Origin of the sequence: Embleya sp. NPDC005971 (genome assembly GCF_040629175.1) — a bacterium.
In the GTDB taxonomy this organism is placed as follows: Bacteria; Actinomycetota; Actinomycetes; order Streptomycetales; family Streptomycetaceae; genus Embleya.
The window spans coordinates 37,715-62,032 of record NZ_JBEXUX010000060.1 but is presented as its reverse complement, the minus strand read 5'-3'; the positions used below and the strand labels follow the sequence as shown (position 1 = coordinate 62,032).

25 protein-coding genes are annotated in these 24,318 nt (G+C 73.1%); 6 read left to right on the top strand and 19 right to left on the bottom strand.

Going from position 1 to position 24,318, the window contains the following annotated elements; genetic code table 11:
* Positions 1–221: 221 nt before the first annotated feature.
* Positions 222–755 (bottom strand): hypothetical protein, encoded by a 534-nt coding sequence (locus ABZ374_RS37310; RefSeq protein ID WP_360320023.1) that lies wholly within the window; start codon positions 753–755, stop codon positions 222–224.
* 64 nt (positions 756–819) lie between these two features.
* Here ABZ374_RS37310 and ABZ374_RS37305 point away from each other — a divergent pair, with 64 nt between their 5' ends.
* Positions 820–1,074, top strand: coding sequence for a hypothetical protein (locus ABZ374_RS37305; protein ID WP_360320020.1), 255 nt, complete (start codon positions 820–822; stop codon positions 1,072–1,074).
* A gap of 105 nt (positions 1,075–1,179) precedes the next feature.
* The gene (locus tag ABZ374_RS37300; protein ID WP_360320017.1) at positions 1,180–1,464 is read left to right on the top strand and encodes a hypothetical protein; all 285 of its coding nucleotides are present in this window, start codon (positions 1,180–1,182) and stop codon (positions 1,462–1,464) included.
* Positions 1,465–1,564: 100 nt separating this feature from the next.
* Here the strand turns inward: ABZ374_RS37300 and ABZ374_RS37295 are convergent, their stop codons facing one another.
* The 10 genes from ABZ374_RS37295 to ABZ374_RS37250 all read right to left on the bottom strand — a co-directional run bounded on the left by ABZ374_RS37295 (position 1,565) and on the right by ABZ374_RS37250 (position 12,491).
* On the bottom strand, positions 1,565–3,871 hold the full coding sequence (locus ABZ374_RS37295) for a hypothetical protein (RefSeq protein ID WP_360320014.1): 2,307 nt from the start codon (positions 3,869–3,871) through the stop codon (positions 1,565–1,567).
* 87 nt (positions 3,872–3,958) lie between these two features.
* Complete coding sequence (locus ABZ374_RS37290; protein WP_360320011.1) at positions 3,959–4,636, bottom strand: hypothetical protein; 678 nt, start codon at positions 4,634–4,636, stop codon at positions 3,959–3,961.
* 100 nt (positions 4,637–4,736) lie between these two features.
* Positions 4,737–5,915: a hypothetical protein gene (locus tag ABZ374_RS37285; protein WP_360320008.1), complete on the bottom strand. Its 1,179-nt coding sequence runs from the start codon at positions 5,913–5,915 to the stop codon at positions 4,737–4,739.
* 182 nt (positions 5,916–6,097) lie between these two features.
* On the bottom strand, positions 6,098–6,958 hold the full coding sequence (locus tag ABZ374_RS37280; protein ID WP_360320005.1) for a hypothetical protein: 861 nt from the start codon (positions 6,956–6,958) through the stop codon (positions 6,098–6,100).
* Positions 6,959–7,057: 99 nt separating this feature from the next.
* Positions 7,058–7,495: a hypothetical protein gene (locus tag ABZ374_RS37275; protein WP_360320002.1), complete on the bottom strand. Its 438-nt coding sequence runs from the start codon at positions 7,493–7,495 to the stop codon at positions 7,058–7,060.
* A gap of 74 nt (positions 7,496–7,569) precedes the next feature.
* Positions 7,570–7,839: a hypothetical protein gene (locus ABZ374_RS37270; RefSeq protein WP_360319999.1), complete on the bottom strand. Its 270-nt coding sequence runs from the start codon at positions 7,837–7,839 to the stop codon at positions 7,570–7,572.
* Positions 7,840–7,870: 31 nt separating this feature from the next.
* Entirely contained in the window at positions 7,871–9,307 is a 1,437-nt protein-coding gene (locus tag ABZ374_RS37265; RefSeq protein ID WP_360319996.1) for a ParB N-terminal domain-containing protein, read from the bottom strand.
* A 479-nt stretch (positions 9,308–9,786) separates the two neighbouring features.
* Positions 9,787–10,998, bottom strand: coding sequence for a hypothetical protein (locus tag ABZ374_RS37260; RefSeq protein WP_360319993.1), 1,212 nt, complete (start codon positions 10,996–10,998; stop codon positions 9,787–9,789).
* A gap of 331 nt (positions 10,999–11,329) precedes the next feature.
* Positions 11,330–11,713: a hypothetical protein gene (locus tag ABZ374_RS37255; protein WP_360319990.1), complete on the bottom strand. Its 384-nt coding sequence runs from the start codon at positions 11,711–11,713 to the stop codon at positions 11,330–11,332.
* A 589-nt stretch (positions 11,714–12,302) separates the two neighbouring features.
* Positions 12,303–12,491, bottom strand: a complete 189-nt coding sequence (locus ABZ374_RS37250; RefSeq protein ID WP_360319987.1) for a hypothetical protein — start codon at positions 12,489–12,491, stop codon at positions 12,303–12,305.
* Between the two features lie 453 nt (positions 12,492–12,944).
* On the opposite strand from ABZ374_RS37250, the gene ABZ374_RS37245 reads away from it, so the two are divergent.
* Positions 12,945–13,967 (top strand): hypothetical protein, encoded by a 1,023-nt coding sequence (locus tag ABZ374_RS37245; protein WP_360319984.1) that lies wholly within the window; start codon positions 12,945–12,947, stop codon positions 13,965–13,967.
* 82 nt (positions 13,968–14,049) lie between these two features.
* Here the strand turns inward: ABZ374_RS37245 and ABZ374_RS37240 are convergent, their stop codons facing one another.
* The 3 genes from ABZ374_RS37240 to ABZ374_RS37230 form a co-directional block, all read right to left on the bottom strand.
* A complete protein-coding gene (locus tag ABZ374_RS37240) occupies positions 14,050–14,745 on the bottom strand; it encodes a hypothetical protein (RefSeq protein ID WP_360319981.1) in 696 nt (231 codons plus the stop codon).
* Positions 14,746–15,352: 607 nt separating this feature from the next.
* Positions 15,353–15,640, bottom strand: a complete 288-nt coding sequence (locus ABZ374_RS37235) for a hypothetical protein (protein WP_360319978.1) — start codon at positions 15,638–15,640, stop codon at positions 15,353–15,355.
* A gap of 63 nt (positions 15,641–15,703) precedes the next feature.
* Complete coding sequence (locus tag ABZ374_RS37230) at positions 15,704–17,503, bottom strand: hypothetical protein (RefSeq protein WP_360319975.1); 1,800 nt, start codon at positions 17,501–17,503, stop codon at positions 15,704–15,706.
* A 352-nt stretch (positions 17,504–17,855) separates the two neighbouring features.
* On the opposite strand from ABZ374_RS37230, the gene ABZ374_RS37225 reads away from it, so the two are divergent.
* Positions 17,856–18,758: a hypothetical protein gene (locus ABZ374_RS37225; RefSeq protein ID WP_360319972.1), complete on the top strand. Its 903-nt coding sequence runs from the start codon at positions 17,856–17,858 to the stop codon at positions 18,756–18,758.
* Between the two features lie 160 nt (positions 18,759–18,918).
* On the opposite strand, the gene ABZ374_RS37220 is transcribed toward ABZ374_RS37225, so the two are convergent.
* Entirely contained in the window at positions 18,919–19,425 is a 507-nt protein-coding gene (locus ABZ374_RS37220; protein ID WP_360319969.1) for a hypothetical protein, read from the bottom strand.
* Between the two features lie 338 nt (positions 19,426–19,763).
* On the opposite strand from ABZ374_RS37220, the gene ABZ374_RS37215 reads away from it, so the two are divergent.
* Positions 19,764–20,051 carry a helix-turn-helix domain-containing protein gene (locus ABZ374_RS37215; RefSeq protein WP_360319966.1) on the top strand — a complete coding sequence of 96 codons (288 nt, stop codon included), beginning with the start codon at positions 19,764–19,766 and terminating at the stop codon, positions 20,049–20,051.
* Between the two features lie 485 nt (positions 20,052–20,536).
* Here ABZ374_RS37215 and ABZ374_RS37210 read toward each other — a convergent pair whose 3' ends face one another.
* The 3 genes from ABZ374_RS37210 to ABZ374_RS37200 form a co-directional block, all read right to left on the bottom strand.
* Positions 20,537–21,469, bottom strand: a complete 933-nt coding sequence (locus ABZ374_RS37210; protein ID WP_360319963.1) for a hypothetical protein — start codon at positions 21,467–21,469, stop codon at positions 20,537–20,539.
* Between the two features lie 391 nt (positions 21,470–21,860).
* Positions 21,861–22,169 carry a hypothetical protein gene (locus ABZ374_RS37205; RefSeq protein WP_360319960.1) on the bottom strand — a complete coding sequence of 103 codons (309 nt, stop codon included), beginning with the start codon at positions 22,167–22,169 and terminating at the stop codon, positions 21,861–21,863.
* Positions 22,166–22,879: a hypothetical protein gene (locus ABZ374_RS37200; protein WP_360319957.1), complete on the bottom strand. Its 714-nt coding sequence runs from the start codon at positions 22,877–22,879 to the stop codon at positions 22,166–22,168. The genes ABZ374_RS37205 and ABZ374_RS37200 overlap by 4 nt, the downstream gene beginning before the upstream one ends.
* Positions 22,880–23,306: 427 nt before the next feature.
* Between ABZ374_RS37200 and ABZ374_RS37195 the strand changes: the two genes are divergently transcribed.
* Positions 23,307–23,693 (top strand): hypothetical protein, encoded by a 387-nt coding sequence (locus ABZ374_RS37195; RefSeq protein WP_360319954.1) that lies wholly within the window; start codon positions 23,307–23,309, stop codon positions 23,691–23,693.
* A gap of 86 nt (positions 23,694–23,779) precedes the next feature.
* On the opposite strand, the gene ABZ374_RS37190 is transcribed toward ABZ374_RS37195, so the two are convergent.
* The gene (locus ABZ374_RS37190; protein ID WP_360319951.1) at positions 23,780–24,214 is read right to left on the bottom strand and encodes a hypothetical protein; all 435 of its coding nucleotides are present in this window, start codon (positions 24,212–24,214) and stop codon (positions 23,780–23,782) included.
* Between the last annotated feature and the right edge of the window lie 104 nt (positions 24,215–24,318).

Here is a 24,318-nt window from a genome sequence, read left to right as displayed (position 1 = left end):
GGGGGGGGGGGGGGGGGGGCTGGGGCGGGGGGTGCGGGGGGGGGGCGGGCCCCCGCCCCCCCCCCCCCCCCGGCGCGCGGGCTACCGCGCGCCGGGTGCCTGGCGCTACGCTCTGCCACGGTGCCCGGGACGGCACCCACACACCCGAAACCCCCGGAGGCGGATGCCTCCGGGGGTTTCACTGTTGCCGGCCGGTTCGCGATCCGCCGGCCGGTCGCCGGTCAAAACAGCAGGGTCTGCGTGGCGGGTGGAGCGCCGGCCGCGATGGCGGCCGCGATGGCGTCCTCCACACTCGCGGGGTCGGCCGCGAGGGTGGACACGATCGCGGCGCGGATCGCCTCCGCCCGGCCGCGGGGCCCTCGGACGTCGGCGAGCGGGCCCCGGTGACGGCGCGCGTAGTAGTCGATCACGTTCTCCCCGCGCCGGCCCGCGACCCAATGGCGGGGCTGCTGACAACTCGGCTCGTCGCACGTGTGCCGCACGACCTCGGGCGGGATCGCGCCGTGGTGGATCACCCACCCGAGCACGTGCGCGGTGACCATCCGCGAGGTGCCGCTCGTCCGCGACCCGGCACGGAATTTCGCGTGTCCCGACGATGACAGATTCCGCGTCCAGTACCAGCAGTCGGCGTCACCGCGGACATGAACCATGGCCCGGTAGCGGGCCCGGGTCGACGCGTCGGCGGCGAGCGACAGCCACGGCACGACGGTGCGCCCGTCGCCCTGGTCCCGCTCCCCGACCGCCCCCCGTGTCATGGCACCAGATATATCGCGCACCCAATCCGAACGGAATCCCGCGTAAACTTGCTAGATTGATTCGATGAATGTGGTGAATTCCCGTGGCCTGGTGCCGATGAATGTCAAAGTTCGTCGTGAGGATTTGGCCGCGCTGGGTGAACTGGTGCGCGCGGAGGCCCGACGCGAGCAACGGTGGCGAGGAATCCGGGTGGCTCGCATTCCCGACGGCCTGACCTCGCGTGAGCGGTCGGAACATCTGCAGGCGGTGCGGGTCGAGCGTGCGCGTCTGCGCGCGGCCGACCAGCTCATGGGCACGGCCGATCTCCTGCTCGGGTAGGGGCTGCGGACGGAGCTCGCCGAACGTGGGTGGGACCGGGCCTGGAAGCCGGCGCCGGCCGGGGCGACGGGCGCGGCCGGTCGCCCCTGGGGCACTCTCTCGTCGATGAACCGCAACGCCCGGCTGAGCGTGCGCCTGCCCGGGGACCTGGTCGAGACGGCACGTCGGGCGGCGTACTGGACGTCCGAGCCGGCGGTCCTGAGGTTGATGGCGTGGCGGGACGGTCATGGGCTCTCGCCGACCGAGGCGGCTCTCCGGGAGCGACAAGAGTTGAGCGGGCGGATCGTGACGGTCGGGGACCTGATGCGGGACGCGCTCGCGCAGGTCCTCCAACGCGAGTTGCCCCCGGCCTCGGACGACGGGCCACCGATCGACACGACGGTGGTCTGAGAACGGCCGCGGCCGGCGCCGGCTCGGCGCGCAAAAACTTGCCAGATTGATCGCCTTCGGCCCCGGCCACCGATCCGGATTCGATGGTGGGGGCTTCGGGTCAGTCGGTGGCGCGGCGGCGGTCGGTGAGGGTGGCGCGAATGGTGTCGCGGTGGGTCTCGGCGGCGGCGAGTCCGGTGGGGTGTGCCGTCTCGTGCATGGTGAGGACGGCGTGCGCGGCGCGGAGGCCGGCCGCGGTGGTGCCGAGCCGGTGCCAGAGTCGGTCGGCTGCGACGGCCGCGTCGTGGATGGCGGTGTCGTCGCGGGGGCTGTGTCGGGCGAGGCGCTGGGCGAGGTCGACGTACACGGCGAGGGCCTCGCCGGTTTCGCCGACCGCGGCGAGCATCTGGGCGCGGACGTCGAGGGCGGCGAGGGTGTGTGCGTGTTCCGGTCCGTACACGCGGGCCATGGTGATGATCAGGGCCTCGGTCGCGGCGACGGCGGCGGGGTAGTCGCCGATGGCGGCGGCGGCGCGGATCTCGGTCATGGCCGGTGCCGCCTCGGCGGGCGGGCCGGTGGGCCTCGACTCTGCGGCCTGCGGGGGCGACGTGGGTGGCGGGGGTGGTTGTGGGGCCGGTGCCGCCTCGGCGGGCGGGCCGGTGGGCCTCGCCCCTGCGGCCTGCGGGGCCAGGATGGGTGACGGCGGCGGGGCCGGGGTCGGTGGGGCTGCCCCGGCGGTCGCATGCCGGTGGATGCGGTCGAGTCGGCTGCGGACGTGGGCGCGGGCGCGGTCGTCGGGGACGCGGCTGCGCAGGTCGAGGAGCGCGGAGCCGTGTACGTGGGCCTGGTCGTCGGGGATGTCGCGGAGCCACAGCGCGAGGGCGTTGTCGGCGGCCTGGCGGGTCTGGGGGTGGGTGGGGCCGAGCGAGGTCACGCGGACGCGGGCGATGCCGATGTGGATCTCGATGGCCTCGGCGATGCGGCCGGTTCGGGCGCGCATCAAAGCGGTGAGTTCGCGGGCGTGGAGGACGTCGGGGTGGGTGGGGCCGTGGGCGGCGTAGAGATCGGCGGCGAGGGCGTCGGCGAGGCGGGCGGCGGTGGTGGGGTCGCCGGCCTGGTCGGCGGCGCGGATGGCGTCGACGCGGGGTTGTACGTCGGCGGGCGGGGTGTCGGCGGCGCGGTCGTGGGTGGGGGGCGGTGCCTGGCGGCGGGCCTCGGCCACGCGGTCCCGCAGGGTTCCGCCGGCGGCGCTCTGTCGGGGGGTGTCGGGTGCGGGGGTCTCGGTGGGTGGGGCCGGGGGGGCGGCCTGTGGTGTGGGGGTGGTGTCGGTGCGGCTGAGGGTGCGGGCGGTCTCGCGGGCGCTGATGACGTCGGCGTGCTCGTCGCCGAGCGTCTCGGCCCGGCGGATGGCGAGGCGGGTATAGGCGTGGACGGCGTCGCGGACGCGGTCGGGGATCTGCGCGAGAAGCCACGCCTCCAGTTCCATGGCGTCCCACACGCGCGAGTGACTGGGCGGGAACCGTCGCTCGATCTGGGTGCGGTATCCGACGGCCATCGGTAGCGCGCCGGTGGCGTCTCCGCGTGCGGCGGCGTCGTGTATGGCCTGGACGCGGTCCTCGTCGCCCCGGGGTGCGGGTGGGGGCGCGGTGGGCGCGGGGCGGGAGGGCCTGCTCGGCGCGGTCGGCGCGGGCTGGGGCCGGGGTGGGGGTGTGTGGGCCGCGGTGGTCCATGGGGAGGCGGCGGGGGCGGCGGCGGGGCTGCCGGTGTTGAGCAGGTGGGGCACCGGGACGGTGGGCACCATGGTGATGGTGCCGGGGTCGAGGGCGGCGAGGGTGGTGACCTCGGTGTGGACCTGGTCGGCGGTGAGGGTGGGGCCTCGGCCGGGGAGTCCTCGGCGGAGGACGGCTACCAGGGTGGACGCGTACAGGTGGTGGGGGGCGTCGTGGTCGGGGACGGGGCCGACGGCGGCGAGCATGGGTGCTCGGCCGAGGGGGCCGGGCTCGGCGGTCAGTGCCGCGAGCAGGGCGGCGTCGGCGGTGCAGTCGGCGATGATCAGGGTGGACCCGGCGGGGCGGGGCGCGATGGCGGCGGCGATCCACGACCAGGGCAGTGCCTCGTACCTGGCGCGCACGCCGGTGGTCGGGCGGAGTGCGAGGTGCGGGTCGGCGGAGGTGCCGAGCAGGTGCCCGGACAGATGGATAACCAGGGGGCCGCGCGTCGCGCCGGCCCGGGTGAGCCATCCTCGGGCGATCTGCTGCGAGGTGCCTTGCGGGAGCTGGATCGAGTCGGTCTGTACGCCGGGACAGAGCACGGGTGCGAGGCCGATCCATTCGGCGAGCTCACTCTCGGGGCTCTCGCGGCGGCCGCGGCGGCCGGGCGGGGCTCCCTCGATGAGCAGCATCATGCCCCTGGCCTGCACTGTGGACATATCGCACCCCCCGGTGATCACGCGCCGTGCGCGGACCCTAGCGCAGGGGTGTGCCGGCTGTCCTGGGTGATACGGCTCAGACGGGGACTACTCGCGGGTGCCGCCCAGAAGGGTCGCGGTCGCGCAGATGCGTTCCCACGTGCGTGGGGATCCGCCGTGTTCCGCGGCGAGGCGGGCGGCGAGGGCGGTGGCGGAGGTGTCGGGGTCGGCGGCGAGGGCTTGGGCGGCGGTGTCGAGACGGGGGTCGCCCTCGTAGGCGTGGGCCTTGCGGGGGGCGGACGGGGTCCGTCCGGCGGGGCGGCCTCGGCTGCTGCCGTCGCGGTTGCGGATGTAGTCGCGGATGTCGCCGACGCGCCATTCCGGGATCTCGCGGCCGTGCTCGTCGAGGGTCCAGGTCGGCTCGGGCCACCCGGCCGGGGGGTTGCGGCGGTACTCGCGGATCGTGCGGGGGCCCATGCCGGTCTCGGCGGCGACCTCTGCGCTCCCGATCATCGTGTCGTCGGGCGTCGCCGAGAAGTGCACGGGGGTGGGCGCCCGGCCGGCGCCGGGCGGGTTGTGGTCCTGCCACGTGGTCCGGACGTGCTCCTCGTACCACGTGATCCACGTCTGTGCGTCCCAATGGAGGGTGCGCTCGACGCGGACGGCGGGCGGGTGTGAGTTGCCGTCGCGGTCTCGCCACCAATTGCTGAGGGAGCGTTCGGTGCGTCCGACGCGGGCGGCGAGCTCGGCCCGGGCCAGGTACGGCTGGCCGTCGATGATCTGCACGTCTGCGCTCCTTGGCGGCGAGGAAATACGACAGTTCAAAATGTAGCCGCTCCTCGGGGGCGGGCCGGCGCCTGTCCGGGCGCCGGCCCGCTGTCCTACGTCATCGGGTGTCGGCTCGGTGTCGGGCGCGGCCGGCGGAGCGTCGACGCGGGCCGTCGTGGTGGGCGTGGGGGTTTGCGGGGATCCGTCGTGGTGCGTGTGTCCGGGCGCGTGTGGAGGGTCGTCGGGGGCTCGGCCTGGTCGTGCGGGTGGGGGCGGGCCCGGGGCGCCTGCGCCGGGTGGGGTCGGTGGCGAGGGCATGCCCGGCGGGCCTGCGGCGCGGGGTGCCGGTGTCGTGGGTCGCGTCGGCTCGGTGCGGTTGCTCGTCCCGGGTGGCCTCGACCTCGGGCGCGGTTTCCGGCTCGGCCTCGGCCTCGACCTCGACCTCGGCCTCGACCTCGGCCTCGACCTCGGGCGCGGGCGCGGCCTGCGGCTCGGGCTCGATCTCGTCGTCCCGGGGGCCGTAGGTGGTGACGACGTCGCCGATCTCGGGGAGGGGTTCGGTCCCCCACCAGTGGCGGCGGCCGCCGAGCGGCGGTCCCCAAATCGCGTCCTGGACAGCGTGCGCGTCGGGGATGTACCGCTCGGGCTGGGGCTCGCGCGGCGGCAGCAGCAATGCCGCGGCGAGGACGGCGGTCTCGGCGGCGTGGTCGCGGGTGGCGTCGACGTCGACCACGGTCGCGGCCTGGGCGTGCGCGATCCGATTGGCGAGGGCGAGGTGGTTCTCGGCCCGGTCGGGCATTGGGGGGGCGTCGCGGTCGGGGGCGCGCTCGGGGCCGATGCGGGTGGCGAGCGCGCGCATGTATTCGCGGCGCCAGTGGCGGCGGGCGACGCGTTGATGGCTGGCGTCGTTGTACTCGGTCCAGCGCTGGCCGCACGCGCTGTCGCGCATCCACGTGCCCAGGGCGCGGGTCGCGACCGTCGCGGCCCGCTCGATGGTCGCGAGCAGGGTGGGCAGGGCGGCGACAAATCGCACGACGGCGGCGGTGTCGCCCTGCACCCACACCGCGTGGCGGTCGTAGGGCGCCCCGACGTCGGGGCTGATCCGGCTTGTGCGTACGTCGTAGCCGTGGGCGAGGGACTCGACCATTTGGCGTCGGGTGACGCCGAGTGATCCGGCGTCGGGCACGCGCACGGTCGTGTACGCGATGGTGCCGTCGATCGTCAGGGCCCGATCGGTCCAGGCGAGGGGACCGTCGTAGGCGGGGAGGCGTGCGGTGCGCTGCTGTGTGGCGGGCATGTGTCCGTCCTGGTCGATGTCGTGCGGTGGGGATGGCGCCGGGCTCGGGCCCGGTCGTGTCGTGTCGGTGAGATGGGGGCGGCGAAGCCCGACCCCGGTCGGCTCGATGCCGGCCGGGGTCGTCACGGCCTCGCCGGGGCTCCCCGCCGGCCGGGTGGTCCGGCCGGCGGGGAGCGGGGGGGTCAGTCCTCGTCGAGGTACTCGGCCCGCGCGCGCTCGATGGCCTGCGCCTGGGCGTCTGCGGGGTCGAGGGCCCATACCTGATCGGCGTAGAGCGGTCCCTGCCTGCTCCAGTGGGGGCCACAGTCGTAGTACGGGCAGGGGTAGGTGCCGGCGAGGACTGCGGCGGGCTGAAGGCGGCCGTGGCGGATGAGGCCGGTGACGGTGTACAGGCGGGCGGTGGGGCGGTCGGCCGGCGCGGTGGGGACGTCGCGGATGGTGCCGGGGATGTCGCGCATGAGTCGGGCGAGGGCGTCCGCGTGGCACTGGGCCCCGGACACGGTCACGCGCCCGTGCTCGTCGCTGTGCGTGTCCGCCCATACCGCGAGCCGGCGGGCGAAGTCGGCCATGTGCTCGACGATGGCGAGCATGCGGTCGGCGAGGTCGGCGTCATCGAGACCGATCGCGTTCGCGGCGAGGTCGCGCACGGACTCCAGCACGCCGGCGTGTACAGCCTCCGGCGGGACGTATGGGATGTAGGTGTCGGAGATGGCGGCGGCGCGCTCGCGTGCCCATACCTCGATGAGGGGGAGCCTCGCGGACTCCGGGTACACCGCGTCGGCGATGACGTTGGGTTCGGGCCAGTCGTCCCCGCCGGCGTAGGTGAGTGCCGCGCGGTACTGCATGGCGACGGGGTGGTGACCCGCGCGCTGCTCGCCGGCGACCAGGTATGCGGAAATGTGGTGTTCGATTCCCTCGTCGGACCACATCGCGTAGGTGAGCGACATCACCTGGTCGTAGGGGCGGTCCGGGGTCATGTTCTCGACGAGTGCGGCGACTTGGGCGACAGCGGTGTCGGCGTCGGGGGTGGCGGTTTCGGGCATGGCTGTGGCCTCTCCCTGGTGGGTGGGGTGTCCGAGGGATGCCTCGGGGGTGGGCACCGGGCCGGTGGGTCCGGTGCGTCCCCTCGCTGCACCCGGTGGTCAGAACCTGCGGATGGCGCGGTCGATGGCCTGGGCGAGCTGGTCGGGGATGTTGCCTTGGTGCCACCGGAGTTCGGGGTCCGTGCGGAATCCGGAGAGGCGGCGGGCGGGGTCGTGGTCGACGACGATCGCCCACCCGGTGTTGTCGTCTCGTCCCATCTGGTGGACGAGTCGGACCCGGACGGTCCGGCCGGTCCGCGCATCGGTGAGGACGTACTCGACACGCCATCCGTGGATGGGGCAGGGCTGGCCGCATCGCCGGTAGCCGAAGTCGGCGTAGTCGGCGGTCATGACCAGGTAGTTGCGGAGAGTGAGGCCGGCGGCGATGCGGAGGGTTACCTCGTGGCTGCCCACCAGCCATGCGGGGTCGCGGGGGTAGCCGGTCACGGACTCGATGACGGGCTCGTGGGTGTAGGTGGCGGCGGTGGCGGTGGGCACGGGGTCCTCCTGGGCGGTGGGTGGGGGTCGGGGGACGGAAGGACTCCATCCCCCGACAATTGAATTTGTAGCCGCTAGGCGAGGTCGGGGGTTTCGTCGCCCTGGTCGTAGACGCACACGCTGTCGACCCACACACGCACAGGGGCGGTGCCGTTCCGGTCGCGGGGGAGGGGGCAGTCGGGGTTGGTCTCGATGTCGAACACGGTGGCGCCGTCCTCCCCCTGGCTGACAATCACGTTGAACGGGAAGGTGGGGGTCGGGGGAAGCTCGATCCACCCCCGGTAGTAGTCAAGGTCGGTGGCGCTCGTGGTCGGGGCGGCGGGGCTGGTCGTGTTGTCGGCCATGTCCTGCTCCTGTGGGGGTCGGTGGGTGGGGTCAGTCGGTGAGGGTGGGCGCCTGGTCGTCGTCGGCGGTGGTGGGGTCGGTGGGGCGGTGGGCGTCGGGGTCGTAGGCGGTGCCGGCGATGATGGCGAGCTCGATCGGGGTGGGCTGGTAGCCGAGCGTCCGGCAGAGGGTGAGCCACTCGACGACCTTCTCGCGCAGACTCCCCACCGGCGCCCGGTCGTCGGTGCGCCAGATGTTGTCGTGCGTGGTGGTGTCGTTCTCGTAGCAGCTCGCGACGCCGGCGAACTGGAGCACGGGCAGACGGCGGGCGTCGGCGGTGGCGATGAGCTCGTCGAACCTGCCGGCGTCGCCGTACACGTGGTCGAGCAGGGCGCGGGCGCGGGCGCCGTACCGGCTGTCGAGGATGCTGCGTCCGCTGCCGAGCAGGGCACGGGTCACCTGTACGGCCATGGCGGCGCTCGCCTCCCTGGGCCGGGTGCGGCGGGTGAGGAATCCGGTCAACCACTCCTGTCGGAGCTGGTGGGCGGCCGCGAGGTGCCGGTTTCCCTGGACCACCCTGCGGCGCTCCTCGGGGGTGCGCTGGGGGGTGGTGCTCCTGCCGTGCGCGGGGGGCGCGTCGTGGCCGCTGGGGTCGAGACACCAGGGCATCCACCGGTGCTCGGCGTAGGGGCTGGGGGCCATCACGTGATGCGGGCATTCCCGGTGCGCGTCGGGGGACAGGGACAGGCGGTGCAGCGGGGTGGCTCCGTCCTCGTCGGGCATGGTGTCGCGGACGGGGTGGCCGGCGGCGAGGAGTACCTCGCGCTTGCGGGCGTACTCGGCGATGTCCGCGCGGCGCTGGTCCTCGATGCGCATCGCGTAGGCGAGGCTGTGGCGGTCGGCGTCGGCGGTGATGCGCTCGATCGCCTCGGGGTCGTCCTTGTAGCGGGCGAGGTCGGCGAGCTCCACGAGGGTGTACTCGTAGCCGGCACCCCGGGCGGCGTCGAGGACGGCGGGGGTTCCGCCCACCGTGATGCCGGCGCGGACCTGGTCGGCGTCGAGTCCGGTGACCTTGGCGATCCGGCGGGCGGTCGCCCCGGATCGCTTGGCCTCGAACAGGGCGGTGGCCTTCTCGGTCGGGGTGAGCGCGACGCGGTGCTCGGCGGTGGTGTACATGGCGAGGTACTGGTCGGACTCGGTGGCGTCGTCCGTCTCGTAGGGGACGGTGGCGACGCCGGCGGCGAGGGCGGCGGCGAGGCGGCGGTGTCCGTCGATCACGCGTCCGCCGGCGGTGACCTTCAGGGGCACGATCACCCCGCTCGCGCGGACGGAGGCGATCATCGCGTCGTCGACGGCGAGGTGCGTGCGCACGTTGCCGGGGTGGGCGGTGAGCCGCTCGACCTCGACGCGCGGGGCGACGGCGGTGGCGAGCTCGGCGGCGGGGACCTCGGCTTCGGCGGTGACGTCCTCGGCGGTGGTGGCGATCATCCGGTACTCCTTGTTTCGGTTGTTCCGGAAGGCTTCCCTTGCTCCCTTCCGACAATTGAAATTCTAGCCGATCCGGGGCCACGATGGGCTGTTTTCGCAGGTCAGAGAGCTTTGTTACCGGTTTGTGATCCTGGCGGGTCGGCGGATCGGTGGGCCGATGCGGGTTGCCGGGTGGGGGCCGGCCGGCCCCGTGAGGGGGGCTCGGATCGGGGTCTCTCCGTCGGCGGCGGGCTCGTCCCGAGCACGCGGTCGTCGGCCCTGCAAGTGCCCTGGGGTTGGGCACTTGCAGGGCCGGCGGCCGCGTGCTTGCCTCTGGCGCCGGTGGCGGAGAGACCCCGATCCGTGTCCCCCGTACCGCAGCGTCCAGGCCCGGGGTCCGTCCTCGTGCCGCGCTCCCGCGCACCGCAGCCTGCGGCCCCTCCTCTCCGGAAGGTGGCCCCCCGGAGGGCTGCCCTGCCGTGGGCTGCCGGGTCCGCGGGCTAGGTCGCGTCGGGGGCGGGGGGTTGGCCGCCGGCCTGGGCGCGGTCCAATAGGCGTTCGAGGTGGGCGACGCGTTCGGCGCGCTGCCTGTCCTCCTCGCGGAGGCCGGCGAGAGTCTCCTCCAGCCGGGACATCTCGGCGGCGCGGCTGTCGCGCTGTTCCCGGGCGAACTTCTCCCGCTGCCTGGCGAGTTCCACCTCTCCGCGGGCGGTCGCAATGGTCGCCTCGGCCGTCGCGCGCAGGGTGGTTTGCCGACGGGCTTCCTCGGTGGCCTCGTCTTGCAGGCGCTTGGCCCCGACGGCGGCCTCCTTGGCCTCATCGCGCTTGGCCTCGGCTTCGGTCCGTAGCCGGTCGGCCTCGGCGGCGGCCGCCTCCTTCTCGCGGGTCTCGCGTTGAGCGTCGGCGATGCTCGTCTCGGCGTCCGTGCGGACTGTGGCGATCTGCCTCTCGGCGTCGGCCTGGACGTCGGCGACCTTCCTCGCGGCCTCGGCACGAATGCGCTCGGTCTCCTCGCCGTACTCCTTGCGGGCCGTGGCGAGGTCCTTCTCGGCCTGATCGGCGCGCTTCGTGGCGGCGTCCGCCTCCTTGGTCGCCCCGATCGTGGCCTGCTCGGCGTCGGCGACCTGCTGCGCAGTCTCGGCGCGGATGCGCTCAAGTTCGGCGGTGTACTCCTCCTTGGCCTCGTCGAGTTCCCCGACTGCTTGCCTTGCGGCTTCGACGGCGGATTCCTCACCCTGCACCGCTGCCTGTTTGGCCTTCTCCGCGTTCAGCCGTTTGGCCTTCTCGTGGCTGGCGGCTTCCTCCGCCTTGGCGATCTGGGTCTGCGCCTCGGTGGTGACGGCGGCGATCTGGGCCTCGGCGGCTTCGGGGTCGGTGATCGTGCGGAGTTCCTCGACGTAGCCGCGCATGGCGTCGATGAGCCGCTCGCCATGGGTGAGGACGTCGGCCCGGCGGTCGGAGGCTGCGGCAACGGCCATGGTCACGGGCCGGTCCACGTCGACGGGCTCGGGTCGCCCGGCCGCCTCGGCGGCCCGCTTCTGCTTCGCCCGGAACGCGGACAGGGCGGTGTGTTCGGGGTCCGCGCAGTATTTCGGGGCGGGTCCGCGAGTGTCCGGGGTGCGCGGCTTGGGGGCGGATGTGCAGGCGGGATACCCGCACGTCGGGCTCGTGGGCCGGATGTCGGGCTCGGGCTGCTCGGTCGTCTCGGTCATCGCGTGGCACTCCCGGGTGGTGTGTGGGTCGTCACGCTGAGTCTAACATATTGCATTGCATCTCATTGCATTACGTATCGCAGAATGAAATGCAATGAGATGCAATATAAAAGGCGCGCCCGGTGAAGAGTCGTTGCCCTGTCAGGGCCGGCCGGCCCTGCGGACGGTCGCGGCGTACAGGCGGTCCACCCGTTGCCCGGGTACGAGTACGCCCCCGACGGCCCCGTGTGTCGGGGCTGTCGGGGGCGCGGCCGCCGCTCGTTGTGTCGCTCGGGTAACCAGCCCGCGAGCGGCGGCATTTCTCCAACTCACACAAGGAGATCCGGGGAGCCTACTTCTGTTGGGGCGCGAGTTGCGCGACGCGTTGATGGGAGATCCGGAGGACGGCGCCGGCGTCGCGGGTGGTCCAGCCCTGGGCCGTGAGGGTGCGGGCGGCGTGTTCCGCGGCCTCGCGGGCGGACTCCTCGGCGTGGTGGAGGGCGGTGCGGGCCTCGACGAGGGCCTGTACGGCGGCGTCGGCGTCGGGGTCGGCGGGGGAGAGGCGGACGCCGAACGCGCCCCCGTCCGGGCCGAGCAGTTCGCGAATGCGATCCCCGGCGTTCTTCTGGGCCTCGGGCCACGTGCGGCCGTGGGCGGCGGCGGTGCTGCCGTCGGGCAGTCCGGGGATGTCGACCATCCACATGGTGCCGACCCTGGTCGCGGTGGCGTCGTACACGGGGACGGGATCGTACGCGGGAGTGGACACGGTGGGGCCTCTCGGTTCGCCGGGCTGTGCCTGCGAAAGAGACGGTAGTCGCGTCGCACCATGCTTGTCTACTTACATAGACATTTTTGTCGAGCGCGATAGACAGAGCTTGTGGGGGTCAGCCGCTTGCGGCTTCCTTTGCCCCGCAGGGGCGGCCCGCGCCGTAAGGCGCTTGAGGGGCCGCGCGCCTTCGGCGCCTGCCCCTTCGGGGCAGAATCGGTCGCCCGTGGCCGTAGGCCACTTGGGGGGCGACCGCGGCCGCTTGCGGCCGTCGATTTCCCGCCGGGCGCCCTTTAGGGCGCTTCAGAGGCGGGGTTCAGCCGGCCGGCTTGCCGGCCGTCCTTTTCCCGCCGGGCGTCCGCTTGCGGGCGCTTGAGAGGCGGGCCTGTCGGCCGGCCTGCCGGCCGTCGATTCCCGCCGGGCGCCCGCTTGCGGGCGCTTCAGAGGCGGGGTTCAGCCGGCCGGCTTGCCGGCCGTCCTTCAGCTTTTGGCGCGCGAGCCGGCCCACGCCGGCCGGTTGGCGGGTGTGGGCCGGCGGTGAGCCGGTCTTACCGGGGGGTCAGCTTCCGTCGATGAGAGCGGTACCGCTCAGCGGGCACTTCTTGCCGTTCCGACCGTTGTGGTCCGGTGCCGTCGTGCCCGGCGCGAGGTAGTTGCCCTGGCGGTCCTGGAAGGTGGTTCCGCAAAGGCGGCATGCTCCGATGCGGCGGCCCGCCGCCGCGTCCTTGGTGCGCTTCGGCTTTGTCATGTTCCCGAATCTCCTTGTGTAGGCGTTGCGTGAGTTGAACCCCTCGGGTGGTTGGTCCGGTGGGGTGTCGACAGCAACCCACATCGGCGGGGGCGATGCGACCGACGGCGGGTGTGGGCTGGTCGGCCCGGTGCGCGCCAACGGCGCAGGGCCGACCATCGGGGCGGTTAGCGCGCCAACGGCGCCCGCCCCGACGTCCCGCGCTTGCGCGGGATGGCCCGGCGGTGAACGCGCCAACGGCGCCCGCCGGGCCACCCTCCGGCCCCCCTGGGGGCCGGAGGGCGGCCCACACCCGCCGTCGGTCGCATCGCCCCCGCCGATGTGGGAGGCTGCCGACACCCCACCGGACCAACCACCCGAGCCCTCCGGGTGGCTCGCGAATGTGCGGTCTCGCGGCCCGATTTCGCGGGATTCACGTACGCCCGCGGGCGCTGTCAAGGAAGACTTGACGGCATGAGCAATCGTGATCGCACGCGCCGCGCGCGGGCCTTGGCCACAGACCTCGGTCGGCATTTCGACGTGGACGCGACGGCGGAATACCGCGACCGGTGGGTTATCCGGTGGGTGGACGGGCCGACGGAGAACACGGCGCGGAGCTGGGTCGCGCGCCGGGTGCCGGACATGGTCGACGTCGCCTATCTGTACCGGGACTTGAGTCGGCGGGCGTGGGCGGTGGGGGCGGTGCGGGCGGCCGTCGACGGCGCGTACGGGGACGGGTACGTGACGGTCCGGCCGTACGAGGTGGAGGGCGCCACGGCTCCCTATATCCGCGACCGCGAGTATCCGGATCGGCTCGACGGGGTGCGCGAGGTCCTGGTCGAGCGGCTGCTCGCCTCGCTGCCGGCCGACTCCTGGCGCGCGGAGCGTGAGGCGGCCGAGGTGGTGGCCGAGCGTGGTCTCGCGGTGCTGGTCGAGGGCGCGGGCCTGGACGTGCTGACGCCGGGCGAGGTCCTCACCGCCCGGTACGCGGACACGCGGGCGGAGGTGATGGCGTGGGAGCGCACGCTCGGCACGCTGCCGACCGCGGTCCTGGTCGAGCGGGCGCTCGCGGATCCGGGGATCGATCGCGAGGGGGCGCTCGCACTGGTGGCGCTGCTGCCCGAACTGCGGGCCGGCTGGGAAGCGACGGAGGCGGCGATCCTGCGGGCCGCGGGCCGGGTCGCGACCGGGACCGCGATCGGCGAGCGCCTCGGGATCAGCCGGCAGGCGGTGTCGCTGCGGTTGGCCGCGCTGGGGGTGGCCGCGGTGGGCGGGGCCGGGCCGGGGGTCGAGCAGGCGGAGGTGTACGCGACGGTCGGGGAGCACGGGCGGGTGCGGCACTGGCTCCGAGGCGGTGTCGGGGGCACGCCGTACTGCGGGGCGGTCGCGGACGGTCCCGATCGTCCGGACGTGCCGATCTGTCGCTCGTGCGAGGTCCGGGGGGAGAGTCCCCTGCAACGGCGGCTGAGGAAGACGCGGCCCACGCGGCGGCGGTGATCGAGCGGTGCGCGATCGACACCTCGCGGGGCGGGGCCAACGTGCACGGGCCCGGCACTGGGCCGGGCCCGGCGACAGGCCGTCAGGTCGCTCGCGCGAAAGCGCGCTCGATGGCGTCGTGCGCGGCGCGCAGTGCGGCGGCGAGGGCGGGGCCGGCGTCCTGGGACGGTGTCGACTCCACGCGTCGGGCGTGTTCGCGGGCGACGGCCTGCCTGCACTCGGCGCGGTCGTGCGCGGCGGCGAGCTCCCCCACGGTCGGACTCGACCATTCGGCGGTGTGGATGTCCTCGATTTCCCATGCGTCGGCGAGGTCCGGGGGCAGGACGGCGAGGGCGGCGTCGATCCACGCGCGCCGGGTCTCGTACTCGGCGAGGTCGGCGGCGCGGACCGCGTCGGCGGCGGCTCGCCGGGTGTCGTCGGCGCGGGAGGCGGCGGCGGTCGGCATGGGCGCGGCGCGGAACTCCTCGGCCAGTGCGGCGAGTCGGTCGCGCTCGCGGTGGCGGGCGTCGATGCGGACGTGGGCGTCGGCGAGCGGTGATCCGGGCGCGTGGCGAGTGTGGTCGACGTGGTGGGCGATCAGGGCGCGGCCGCGGTACTCCCACGCGTCGGTCTGCACGTCGGCGAGGTGGACGTCGTGGGTGGCCAGGATGCCGGGGGTCGTGGTGACGGGGCGGCCCTGGGCGGCGGCGGCGTGCAGGACGTCGGCCGGGCCGACGGCCACCAGGACGGCGGGCCGGCCGGGCCGGCAGTGCGCGGAAAGGGTGATGGCGTCGGACATGTGTCTCCCAAGAGTGGGGGGCGAATCGGGGCCGGGCGGCCGCGATCGGTGCGCGATCTCGCGCGATTCCCCGCGTGTGCGGGGCCGATGGCCGTTCGGGGTCCGGGGCGCCGGGCCCGGTGGGCCGGTGCGCCCGCGCGGTGTCGTGCGTGCTCGTGCGGCTCGGCGGCGAGGGTAGCGAGGCCGTTCCGGCGGGCGGGGCGATTGTCAGAAACCGGCCGGCCGCGATCGATCGGCCTCGGTGGCGTTTTCGTCGCGCAGCACCTCGAACGGAACCGACTCGGGGTGCTCGGCGTAGACGTGTCGGATCCCCGCGCGAACGACGGGATCCGTGGATCTTCCCTGCTCGACGGCCTGACTCGGTGCCTGACACTCCGTACAGCGGAGTACGCGGTAACTCGTCACGCCGGGATCAACGAGGCTGCGGCCGGCCGGTGTTGTGGGCACCTGTGTGCGACGCCGGCGGGTGGGAATCAGGGTGAGCAACTCTGTCCCGACTCCGAGCGGGAATCGTGGGGTCGGTGCCGGCTTGGAGGGTAGCCGGCACCGACGATCGCGGCCCGCAACTCCTGGGGGCGGCAACCCCCGTGGCGGTGCTCGACGACGATCACGCCGCTCCCGTGGTGTTCGGGTCGGAGTGTCGGTCGGACGTTCGGGGTCGACCCCGGCCGGGACGGGCGTACCAGAACCCATCGAATACGTGGGGGTCGAACAGTTCGATGGGTTCGCCGGGGTTGAGGGGTTGGGGCGGCGGTGTGCGGGTGGGGTCCTGGGCGTGGGCCTTCGCGGCCTGTTGCAGCGTGCGCGTGACGATCGAGCGGGCCACGCCGTACCGGCGGGCGAGTCCGGCGCGGCTGAGTGGGACGGTCGGAGCGGGCAGGGCGGGCGTGGTCATGGCGTTCTCTCCTGATGTCCGGGCGGGCCCGGCCGCTGTGGCGGCGGCCGGGCCGGCGACCTCCTACCAGTGGCGATGGTGGCGTCGGGCGTGTTCGCCCCTGGCGTCGCTCATCTCGCCGTGACAGTGGGGGCTGCACGCGCGGCCCAGGTTCGCCAGCATCCAACCCATGTCCAACCACGGATTGTTGGGCTGGGTCGCTCCACAGTTGTCGCAGTGTTCGACGTCCGGGCCGGGGCAGTGGTCGTCCGCGGGTTCGGGGCGCGGGGCGGGGGGCGTGGTCCTGGCCTTGGCGTCGTCGCGGGCCTCGCGCCACGCCGTGCGGGCCTCGGGTTCGGTCAGGTGGACGGTCTCCGTCCCGCCGGCGTCGCCTTCGCCGTCGTACGCCCACCAGTGATCCACCACGGTCCACAGGGACGCGGTGGACCGGTCGGCCATGGTGAACCGGTGTTCGTCCATGCCCACCGACATGCCGGAACGGCTGATGCCCATGAGGGCGCCCAGATCCATGGGCTCGAACGTCCACTCTTCCCGGCGCTCGACGGTGTGCGTGCGCGCCATGGACAGCCGCTCGCGGAGTTCGTCCACGTTGGGGATCCCCTTCAACAGCGCGACGGCCGCCCGGCCGGCGGCGTTCGGGGTGGACGCGTGCGTGGCGATGGCGTCGACGACGTCACGCGGGTGACCGTCCTCGCCGGTGCGGAGTTCGTACGCGCGATGGGCTCCGATGCCGGCATCGGCGAGAGCCTGGGCGTCCGTCGCGCGCCAAAGCGGGGCCGTCGCGGGGTTGACGGCGCGGTGCATCTCCCAACCGGCCGCCCCCCATTCGTCCTTGGAGCGGGCGAGGAGCGCGCGGGCGTCGTCGGCGTCGTCGATCGCGAACAGCGCGCGGACGTCGTGCACCCGTTGCGGCGTGTACCCGCCCCGCGCAAGGAGCGCGGCGGCCTCGGCGTCGGCGCCCACGGTCGCGTACGCGACGGGCGATCGCTCGAACGCCTCGTCGTAGGCGTCGATGACGGCCGCCCGTTCGGGCGTGAGAGGCACCACGTAGCAGGTGTGGAACCCGCCTCGGACGGACCGGTACACGTAGACCAGCCCGGCCGCGGGATCGACCACAAGCTCTTGTTGCACGTCGCGGCAGGGGTAGTCGGTGGGCACCACGCGCATCGTCGCGGGCCACTCGTTCGCCATCCTCGGGGGGCGGCCCGGCGAGGCGTCATCGGGTGCGGGCGGGATGTCGTGGTGGTGACGCAGGCCGAACACTCGATGTCCCTCGCGACGCAAGGCGTCGAGCGGGTCGTCGTCGGTGTCGGCGACGGTCGTGTACGCGTCGGTCGAGTGTCCCGCGAGGCTGGGGCGAGGTACGTCGCGTACCCGCACGACCGTGCCAGGTTCCCACGCGACGCGCCTTTCGCCTCCCTCGCCTTCCGTGAGCAGCGCACCGTGAATCACGTCCGCCCGGTGCAGTTGGACCTTCCCCCGCCACGAGTGGTGTTCACCGGTGGCGGCCAGCATGACGCCCGCCCACCTGAGGCACGTTCCGTCGTGCTGCGGCCGGGCGGTGTCGAGCCGCAGATCGACATCGACGTACGCGATGGGCTCCAAGCCGGTACGGCCGAACGCCTCACGCAGTGCGGCGAGAACGACGTCCCGGTGATCGGGGGCGAACGCGGGGAGGTAGGTGGCCTCCGACGTGTGCGCCAACGGCTTCACGGTCTGCCACGCGGGGTGTCGCGAGTCGGGGACGTCGAGGTGCAGCTCGGTGCTGTCGGGGGCGTAGCGCCAGTGGATGCCGGGGCGCGCGGCGTCGTGTCGTCGCGGGCGGTCGGCGGGTGCCGTGGATGTGACTGTTTCGAGGGTCATGTCGGCTCTCCGGTGCAGCATGGTGGTTGCCCGCCTGGGCGGGTGTCTCGACCCGGTGAGCATCGCATGACTCACCGTTAATGTGCAACACGTGTTGCTATTTTTGAGGGAAGAGAAAGCCGGCCCGGGGAGAGTTGTCGAGACGTCCACCACCGGGCCGGCCCGGCCATCCTCCCAAGCCCGGCGCGCCCCCGGCCACCGGGGCGTCACGATGGTGGGGCCGCGCCCGGCGACGTCGGGCGGGCCGGGGCTGCGTACGGCATCCACGCCGGCGGCGCGACTCCCACCCGGGCACCGATGCGTCTCGCGCGTTCGGGGGACCGCCGCAGGTGGGCCTGGCTACGCTCGCGGCATGACCTCGTCACACCCGCCCCGGGCGGGCATGTCCACGACCGATCTCCTGGAAGCGGCCGGCGCTCGCTGCATGGATCTGCAACGGGAGATGCGCCGACGTTATCCGTCGGTGTTGGGCGACCTGCACCGGATCGCGGCGGTCAAGGGCAGCGACCCGGATTTCGAGTGGCCGGACGACATTTGGCTCCCGATGGCGGCCGCTCACAAGGTGGTCGGGGACGCGTACGGCGGCGTGGTCCCGCCTCACCTCGGGCGCGACCTGGCGCGCGTGGCCGCGCTGTCGACCTGGGACCTCGACAAGGGCGTTTTCTGGGTGACCCCGGAGGTGGCAGAGCTGGTGGTGCCCGCCCTGTGGTCGGGGGAGACGGCGCTCGATCCGCGCATCCCGCGAGAGCGCATCATGACGGGCCTTCCGCAGTACTGCGTGTACGTCGCGTTTCCCGTGCCCGCGGAGCCGCGTGCCGCCGACCTGGCGGAAGCGCCGTGGGGGGTGTTCATTCACCTGGAAGTCGACCAGAACACGCGGCGGCCGGAAATCCGGTTCGCCGTGGACGTGGACGGCACATGGGACGGGCTGAGCACGTTCCTGGTGTTCGCGGACGCCCTGACCCTGGGCGCGAACGTACGCCAGCAGCGGAACACCTACGCTCCGGGACTGGACGGCGAGGACGTGGTCGAGCAGCTTCGCCTGAATTCGTTCCTCGTGTGGCCCGCGCTCCTGGCGCTGGTCGAGCCGGGGGTCGAGCATCGCCGGGTGGACCTGCCCGGCGAGCTGGTCCGTCGGGTGACGGCGACGCGTTCCCCCGGCGGCGCGATCAAGTGGCCGCGGGCGAAAGCGCCTTCGCTCTGGAGCGCGACCGTGGCGGACGTCGACACGCCCGCGCCGCTGCGTTCGGCCTGACCCGGCCTGGGCGGCATCCTCCCGGTAGACGGCCCGCGCGGCGGGGCCACCCCGGCACCACGAACGGGGTCCGGGTGCGATGCCAAACGCCGCACGGCGACCCCACCCGAGAGGGTGGGGTCGCCGCGTTTGCGCGTGTGATGCGCTCGATCGACGTGGGCTAGTGCCGGCTCCATCGTGCGATGTCGGCCTGGCGCTTCCTCTGCAACTCGGCTCGAATCTCCGGGTGTTCCACGTCGAATCGAGCGAGGGCGTCCCGGGCCTGCTGCTCGCGGTCGGCCTGTCCTGCGGCCGGCCCGCCCGGGGCGAGGTGCCCGTCGAGCTCGCCCTCGTCGAATGCCGCCGCGCGGGCACTCGCGGCGGTGTCCGCGCAGGATGCGACGCGCTCGACCAAGTCCTCGCGACGGCGGTGGAGCGTACGGAGGGCACCCCCCGGGGTGGCCTCGTATGCCCGCCTGGCAGCCCGGCCGATCTCGCGCACACGCTCGGCGTCCTCGGCCCTGATGGGGATGTGTCCGATCGCGTGCGTTGCCCGGGGCGACCATCCGCTCGCGGCACGTCGACGGTCGTTGACCTCCTGGATTCCGATGCTCTCCTCGACGACGCGCTCGCCCTCGCGCATCGTGTACTGCGTGCCGGCGGTGCCGATGCTTGCGGTCACGCGCAAGCGGCGACCGTTCGGAAATTCGATGTCGACATGGTCCATCTCGGGGCTCCTGGTGAGGCGGCACGGGTGATCACGACCCGGCGGCCCGCCGTTCGGCGGGCCGCGTGGGCGGCTCATGCGTTGGGATCCTCGGCCGTAAGAGCAGCCGCGGGGAGGAGAACCTCGACCGTGGGAGGAGCCTAGCAACTCGCCCTTGATCGGGGCGGCTTGCAAGGATGGTTGCCGGCGGGCGGTAGGCGGCGAATGCGGCGATCGGCTGAGTTCCCTGGATCGGCCTTCGGCGCACGCCCTCGACGTGCGAGTATGCCAAAAAGGCATTGGATAGGCGGGATTGGCATATGGACAGCCTCGCGGAGACGCTCCGTTCGACCGTGGCCGTGCTCATGCACGCGTGCCGTGAGACACAGAAGGATCTGGCGCTCGCCCTCGGCAAGGATCAAACGGACGTCAGCCGGCGTCAGTTGGGCAAACGGGCGTGGACCCTCGACGACGTGGACGCGCTCGCGGCGCACTGGGAGATGCCGGCGCTCGACCTGCTCGCCGGCCCCACGCACGCCCTCGGGTGTCTGCCGAAACGGCGACTCGGGGCCACCCTGGACGGCACGCAGACGATGATCCCATCCTGACCGGTACGACCTCGGGCCCGGCCCGGTCGGCGGTCGTCCCACTCGGGCCCATCTCCGTGTCGGCGACGCGGAATCGGCTCGCCGGCAACGCAAACGGCCCCACCCTTGGGTGGGGCCGTTGCGTGAGCCGGTGGCGTTGTCCCGCACTGGTCGGAAGCCGAGAGTGAGGGGCTCATCCCCGCATACGCGGGGAAATACCCTGAGAGAGCCTTTGAAGCTGTCGACGGGCCATCCCCGCATACGCGGGGTCGAATGCCACCGGTCATCCCCCGATTCCTCGGGGGCCGATGAGGTCCACCGTAGCCGGGCGCATCGACGGATGTGCAAGAGCGGGGGAATTGCCGGCACCAATCCCGGCGGTCCTCGTCACCGGGGCTCCCGTGGGTGGGGCCCTACCGTCGGCGCGGCCCCGGAGTACCAGCCTCACGAGGTGGCGCCGTGCCCGGGTTTGGCACGGCGCCACCTCGAGGGGCGGGGGTGTCCGTTCAGCCGGCCACGCCGTCGCGGTCGCAGAACACGGCCATGGTGACGACGACGGGCGAGTCGTCGAGCGGGACCGGGGCGGCCTCGGCGTCGTCGGCGACGATGCCGGTGGCGCGTAGGACGGCGTGGATGCGGCGTGCGGCCTCCTCGTCGCCGGTGACCTCGACGCGAGTTCGGCCGGGGCCGGCGGTCAGCCACGCTCGGGCGTCGTCGGCGAGTTCGGGCAGGGCGGCCATGCGGACGGTCGCAACGTACAGGCGATCGGCCCGGCCCGGGGGCAGGCACTCGTACACGCGGTTGCCGTCGCGGACGATGCCGCGCCACCTCGGTAGGCGGTAGTACAGCGTGTCGCCGTCGACGCGGCGGCATTCGGCCCCACCCTCGCGAATCCATTTGGCGATCGTGTGGGCGTGGTCGGATTCCCACGTGATCAGCCGGCGGCCGCCGAGTCGGCGCGCGAGCTGTCGGCGCGCCTTCTCCAACGGCACCGCCGCGGTGGGTACTTCCTCGGTGGAGCGGAGGCCGGCGAGGCGGATGGTCATCCGGACGAGCAATGCGCCGGTGTGGTCGACGGCGGTCACCAGGACGTAGGGCGGCGGTCGTAGGCGGCCGCTGGTCGTGCGGCCGCGGGGCGGGTAGTGAAGGTGTGCCCATGCGCTCGTCGGATCGGTCGTGACCTCGCGGGCCCATGCGGTCTGGAGTGCCCGCTCGTCGGCGGCCTCGCACTGGGCGGCGTGGCTGCGCATGCTGCGCGCGCATTCCACGCACAACCGGCGGCGGTTGCCGTCCCGCTGCTTGTACTCGGCGAGCACGCGCTCGGAGTGCGCTCCGCATCGACTGCATGTGTGCGTCCTGTCGACCGGGGCGGCGAGCAGGCGCTCGGCACCGGTCGCGGTGGGTGTCGACTGCAACGAGTCGTACAGATCGAGCCTCACCTCACCTTTGCCCGTGACGGGATCCCTCGCCCACACATGCCCAACCACGGGGGGCGCGGGCACGCGAGGCATGTCGAGTTGCGCGTGCTGGGTTTTGGTCATCTTGCGGTCGGGGACCTCGCCCCACTCGCCGTAGGTGGGGAGGGGCTTCGCCGTGGTGGCGGCGGGGGCTGTCGTCGTGTCGGTCATCGCAGACTCTCCGGACAGGGGCATGGGTGCCGTCAGTGTGGCGGACCGGCATCGGACGGCGGGACCGTGTTCACCCGATCGAGCGAGGGCGTCAAAAGCCGGGCTGGTTCCACGTGTTGGGGTGGGCCTGGTGGACGTGCGTGATGCCGGCGTTCAACCTGGGCAAGGCGGCGGCTGCGAGCAGCTCGCGGCCGCCGGTGACCTATCGGGTGCGGGTGATCGGGAGGTCGGTGTACCGGGGTGGTCCCTCGTCGCCGAACGGGGGCGGCCACGACACGTGTTCGGCGAGGGCCCACCCGTGCTCGGCCAGTACCTCGGTCAGCCACGCGCCGACGGCCTGCGGAGGCATGCCTCGGCGGGGCGGGCGGACGGTGATGTCGGGGTGGTCCAGGTCGAGATACCAGCCACCGCGGCGGGGGCCGCCCATCTGATGGCGCAGGGTCGCGGTTCCCCGTCGGGCGCTCGTCGAGCCGGTTCCGGCGTCGACGCTCGGCCTCGCGGTGGCGGTCATCCGTACACCTCGTACTCGTCGAGCTCGTCGTCGTAGTCCTCGTCGGGGTCGTCGTGGATCCGACAGTCGTCACACTCGGGTGCGTTGTCGCCGTCGCATGAGGAGCATCGCTCGATGCCGGGGTCGTCGACGTCGATGTCGGGGAAATTCGGGTGCCGTACTCCGTCGTAGATGACGGTCACCCCGTCGGCCCGACGCTCGCCGAACGGAATGGCGGGCAACCGGACGCCGTTCCCGTACCGGTCGCCGCACGTGTCGCACTCGTGGACGTCCCACCACTCGATCACTCCCCACATCGATCCCGGGTAGCGGTCGACGTGTACGAGGCGGCCACGGCATCGATCGCCGTCGTCGAGGTCGGCGTCGCACGGGATGCCGTGCGTGCAGTCGCCGGAGCATCGGCACGGCTGGTCGACGTCGGCGGAGCGCCACTTGGCCTCGGCGTGGGCGCGTTGCTGCGGGGTCGCGTCCGCGGGGAGCGCGCGGATCCCCAACTCCTCGGCGGTGATGCCGAGCAGGGCCTCGGCCTCGGTGGGCGCGAGGGTCCACGCGGGCGGGTTGGTGTCCGTCGGCTGCCGGGCTGCGGGGTGGGGGTCGGCCTGGTCGGCGGTCTGGTCCTGGTCGACGGCGCGGGCGGCGACGTTGTACGGCTCGCCGGTGGCGGCCATGCGGGCGCGGACGGCGGCCTTGCGGGCATTGTCGCGGGTCATGTCTACGGCTCCGGTCACGGCGGGGTGCCCACGCTGTCCGCCGGCGGTCGCTGCGAGACGGTCCGGGATCTGCTTCGCGCGAGTCGTCGACCCTTGGCCTCGGTGCGGCGGTCCCGGCGTGGGCGGGGATGCTGCGGGGCTCCGGCGGACGCGTTCCGCCTCGGGCCTCATCGTAGCCGGCGCCCGGACACGTCGGGACTGTGTTCACCCGATCGGGGGCGCCGTTATCGAGCAGCACATCGGCCCCGTGAACCCTCCGCCTTGGGGCCGGTGTTCCCTGGCCTGTTGTCGGACGCGGCGATTAGCGTCGGCGATGCGGCACCCCTCCCCCCGGTGCCGGATGGGGGCTCGCGCTCCCCACCCCCACCCGGTGAGCGCGAGCCCTCGCCGGGGGTGCCCTCGGCGGCCGTCGCGTCGTTGGGCCGGCATGGACGAATCACCTGTGTTCCAGAGCGAAGCAGCCAAAGCGCGTCGGGACCTGGCGGGTGAGCTGTCGGCGTTGACCGACGGCGAGCACTCGCTCCACGGCGCCGAGTGGTACCCGGCGCGGATCGGCGACGTGCTGACCATCCGCTATGCCGCGGGCGGCTCGGTGCCGGCCTGCGAGGAGACCTACGAAGTCGTCAAGGGCGAGTTCGGAGAGCTGACGTTGACCCTGCGCTCCCACACCTTCCCGAAGTGGTTCGCTGGCTCTGCGGGAGCGTACGCGCGCGAGTGCACGCCGGATGACCCGTTCTTCGGGCCGTGGATGGAAGCCGGTCCGCGCAAGATGACGATCGCGCGGAACGGCACCGTCGTCCACGGCGGATCGTGAGGGCCAACACAGATCGCTGTTGGACGGACGCGTACGGCCCGACGGCCTCGGGGGATAGGCCGTCGGGCCGCTTGAGCCGGCCACGGTCAGTGCTCGGTGTACGGGATGGATCCGGCCGCGAGCGCGCCGCGGGCGGCGGCTGGCATGACCCGCTTGGACACGTCCGGGTCGTCGTCGTACGACGCGAGGCCCAGGTCGTCACCGACGAACAACACGACCGAGCCGGCCGCACGGGCGGCCTCGCACCAACCGTCCGGCATGGTGAGCGGCATGGGGTTGAGGAACGGGCCGTCGGGAAGCGCCGGGGTGGTGACGGTGAGCGTGGCGTCACGGTAGCGGGCCTGCCACGCGGGCGCGGCCTCGATGTCGCCGGACGGGGCGGTGAGGTGGAGACCGCCCCTCAAAGCGGAGGACACGAGCAGGGAGGTCGGGTCTGTCGCCTCCGCCGAAAGCGGGCGCTTGTCCCAATCCTCGACCAGCAGGTACGGGAGGGCTCTGCGGCCATCGGAATATCCGATCACTCCGGCAATTACTAGCAAGCCGTCCACAACCCACTCAACGACGGTTCGACTCTCACGATTCCGTCGGGCCCGGGGCGGTGCCGGGGAATACAGGATAATGCCCC

Coding starts and splice junctions, on each gene's coding strand:
- ABZ374_RS37310 (WP_360320023.1), bottom strand. CDS start 755: ATGACACGGGGGGCGGTCGGGGAGCGGGACCAGGGCGACGGGCGCACC.
- ABZ374_RS37305 (WP_360320020.1), top strand. CDS start 820: ATGAATGTGGTGAATTCCCGTGGCCTGGTGCCGATGAATGTCAAAGTT.
- ABZ374_RS37300 (WP_360320017.1), top strand. CDS start 1,180: ATGAACCGCAACGCCCGGCTGAGCGTGCGCCTGCCCGGGGACCTGGTC.
- ABZ374_RS37295 (WP_360320014.1), bottom strand. CDS start 3,871: ATGTCCACAGTGCAGGCCAGGGGCATGATGCTGCTCATCGAGGGAGCC.
- ABZ374_RS37285 (WP_360320008.1), bottom strand. CDS start 5,915: ATGCCCGCCACACAGCAGCGCACCGCACGCCTCCCCGCCTACGACGGT.
- ABZ374_RS37280 (WP_360320005.1), bottom strand. CDS start 6,958: ATGCCCGAAACCGCCACCCCCGACGCCGACACCGCTGTCGCCCAAGTC.
- ABZ374_RS37270 (WP_360319999.1), bottom strand. CDS start 7,839: ATGGCCGACAACACGACCAGCCCCGCCGCCCCGACCACGAGCGCCACC.
- ABZ374_RS37265 (WP_360319996.1), bottom strand. CDS start 9,307: ATGATCGCCACCACCGCCGAGGACGTCACCGCCGAAGCCGAGGTCCCC.
- ABZ374_RS37260 (WP_360319993.1), bottom strand. CDS start 10,998: ATGACCGAGACGACCGAGCAGCCCGAGCCCGACATCCGGCCCACGAGC.
- ABZ374_RS37250 (WP_360319987.1), bottom strand. CDS start 12,491: ATGACAAAGCCGAAGCGCACCAAGGACGCGGCGGCGGGCCGCCGCATC.
- ABZ374_RS37245 (WP_360319984.1), top strand. CDS start 12,945: ATGAGCAATCGTGATCGCACGCGCCGCGCGCGGGCCTTGGCCACAGAC.
- ABZ374_RS37240 (WP_360319981.1), bottom strand. CDS start 14,745: ATGTCCGACGCCATCACCCTTTCCGCGCACTGCCGGCCCGGCCGGCCC.
- ABZ374_RS37235 (WP_360319978.1), bottom strand. CDS start 15,640: ATGACCACGCCCGCCCTGCCCGCTCCGACCGTCCCACTCAGCCGCGCC.
- ABZ374_RS37230 (WP_360319975.1), bottom strand. CDS start 17,503: ATGACCCTCGAAACAGTCACATCCACGGCACCCGCCGACCGCCCGCGA.
- ABZ374_RS37225 (WP_360319972.1), top strand. CDS start 17,856: ATGACCTCGTCACACCCGCCCCGGGCGGGCATGTCCACGACCGATCTC.
- ABZ374_RS37215 (WP_360319966.1), top strand. CDS start 19,764: ATGGACAGCCTCGCGGAGACGCTCCGTTCGACCGTGGCCGTGCTCATG.
- ABZ374_RS37205 (WP_360319960.1), bottom strand. CDS start 22,169: ATGACCGCCACCGCGAGGCCGAGCGTCGACGCCGGAACCGGCTCGACG.
- ABZ374_RS37200 (WP_360319957.1), bottom strand. CDS start 22,879: ATGACCCGCGACAATGCCCGCAAGGCCGCCGTCCGCGCCCGCATGGCC.
- ABZ374_RS37195 (WP_360319954.1), top strand. CDS start 23,307: ATGGACGAATCACCTGTGTTCCAGAGCGAAGCAGCCAAAGCGCGTCGG.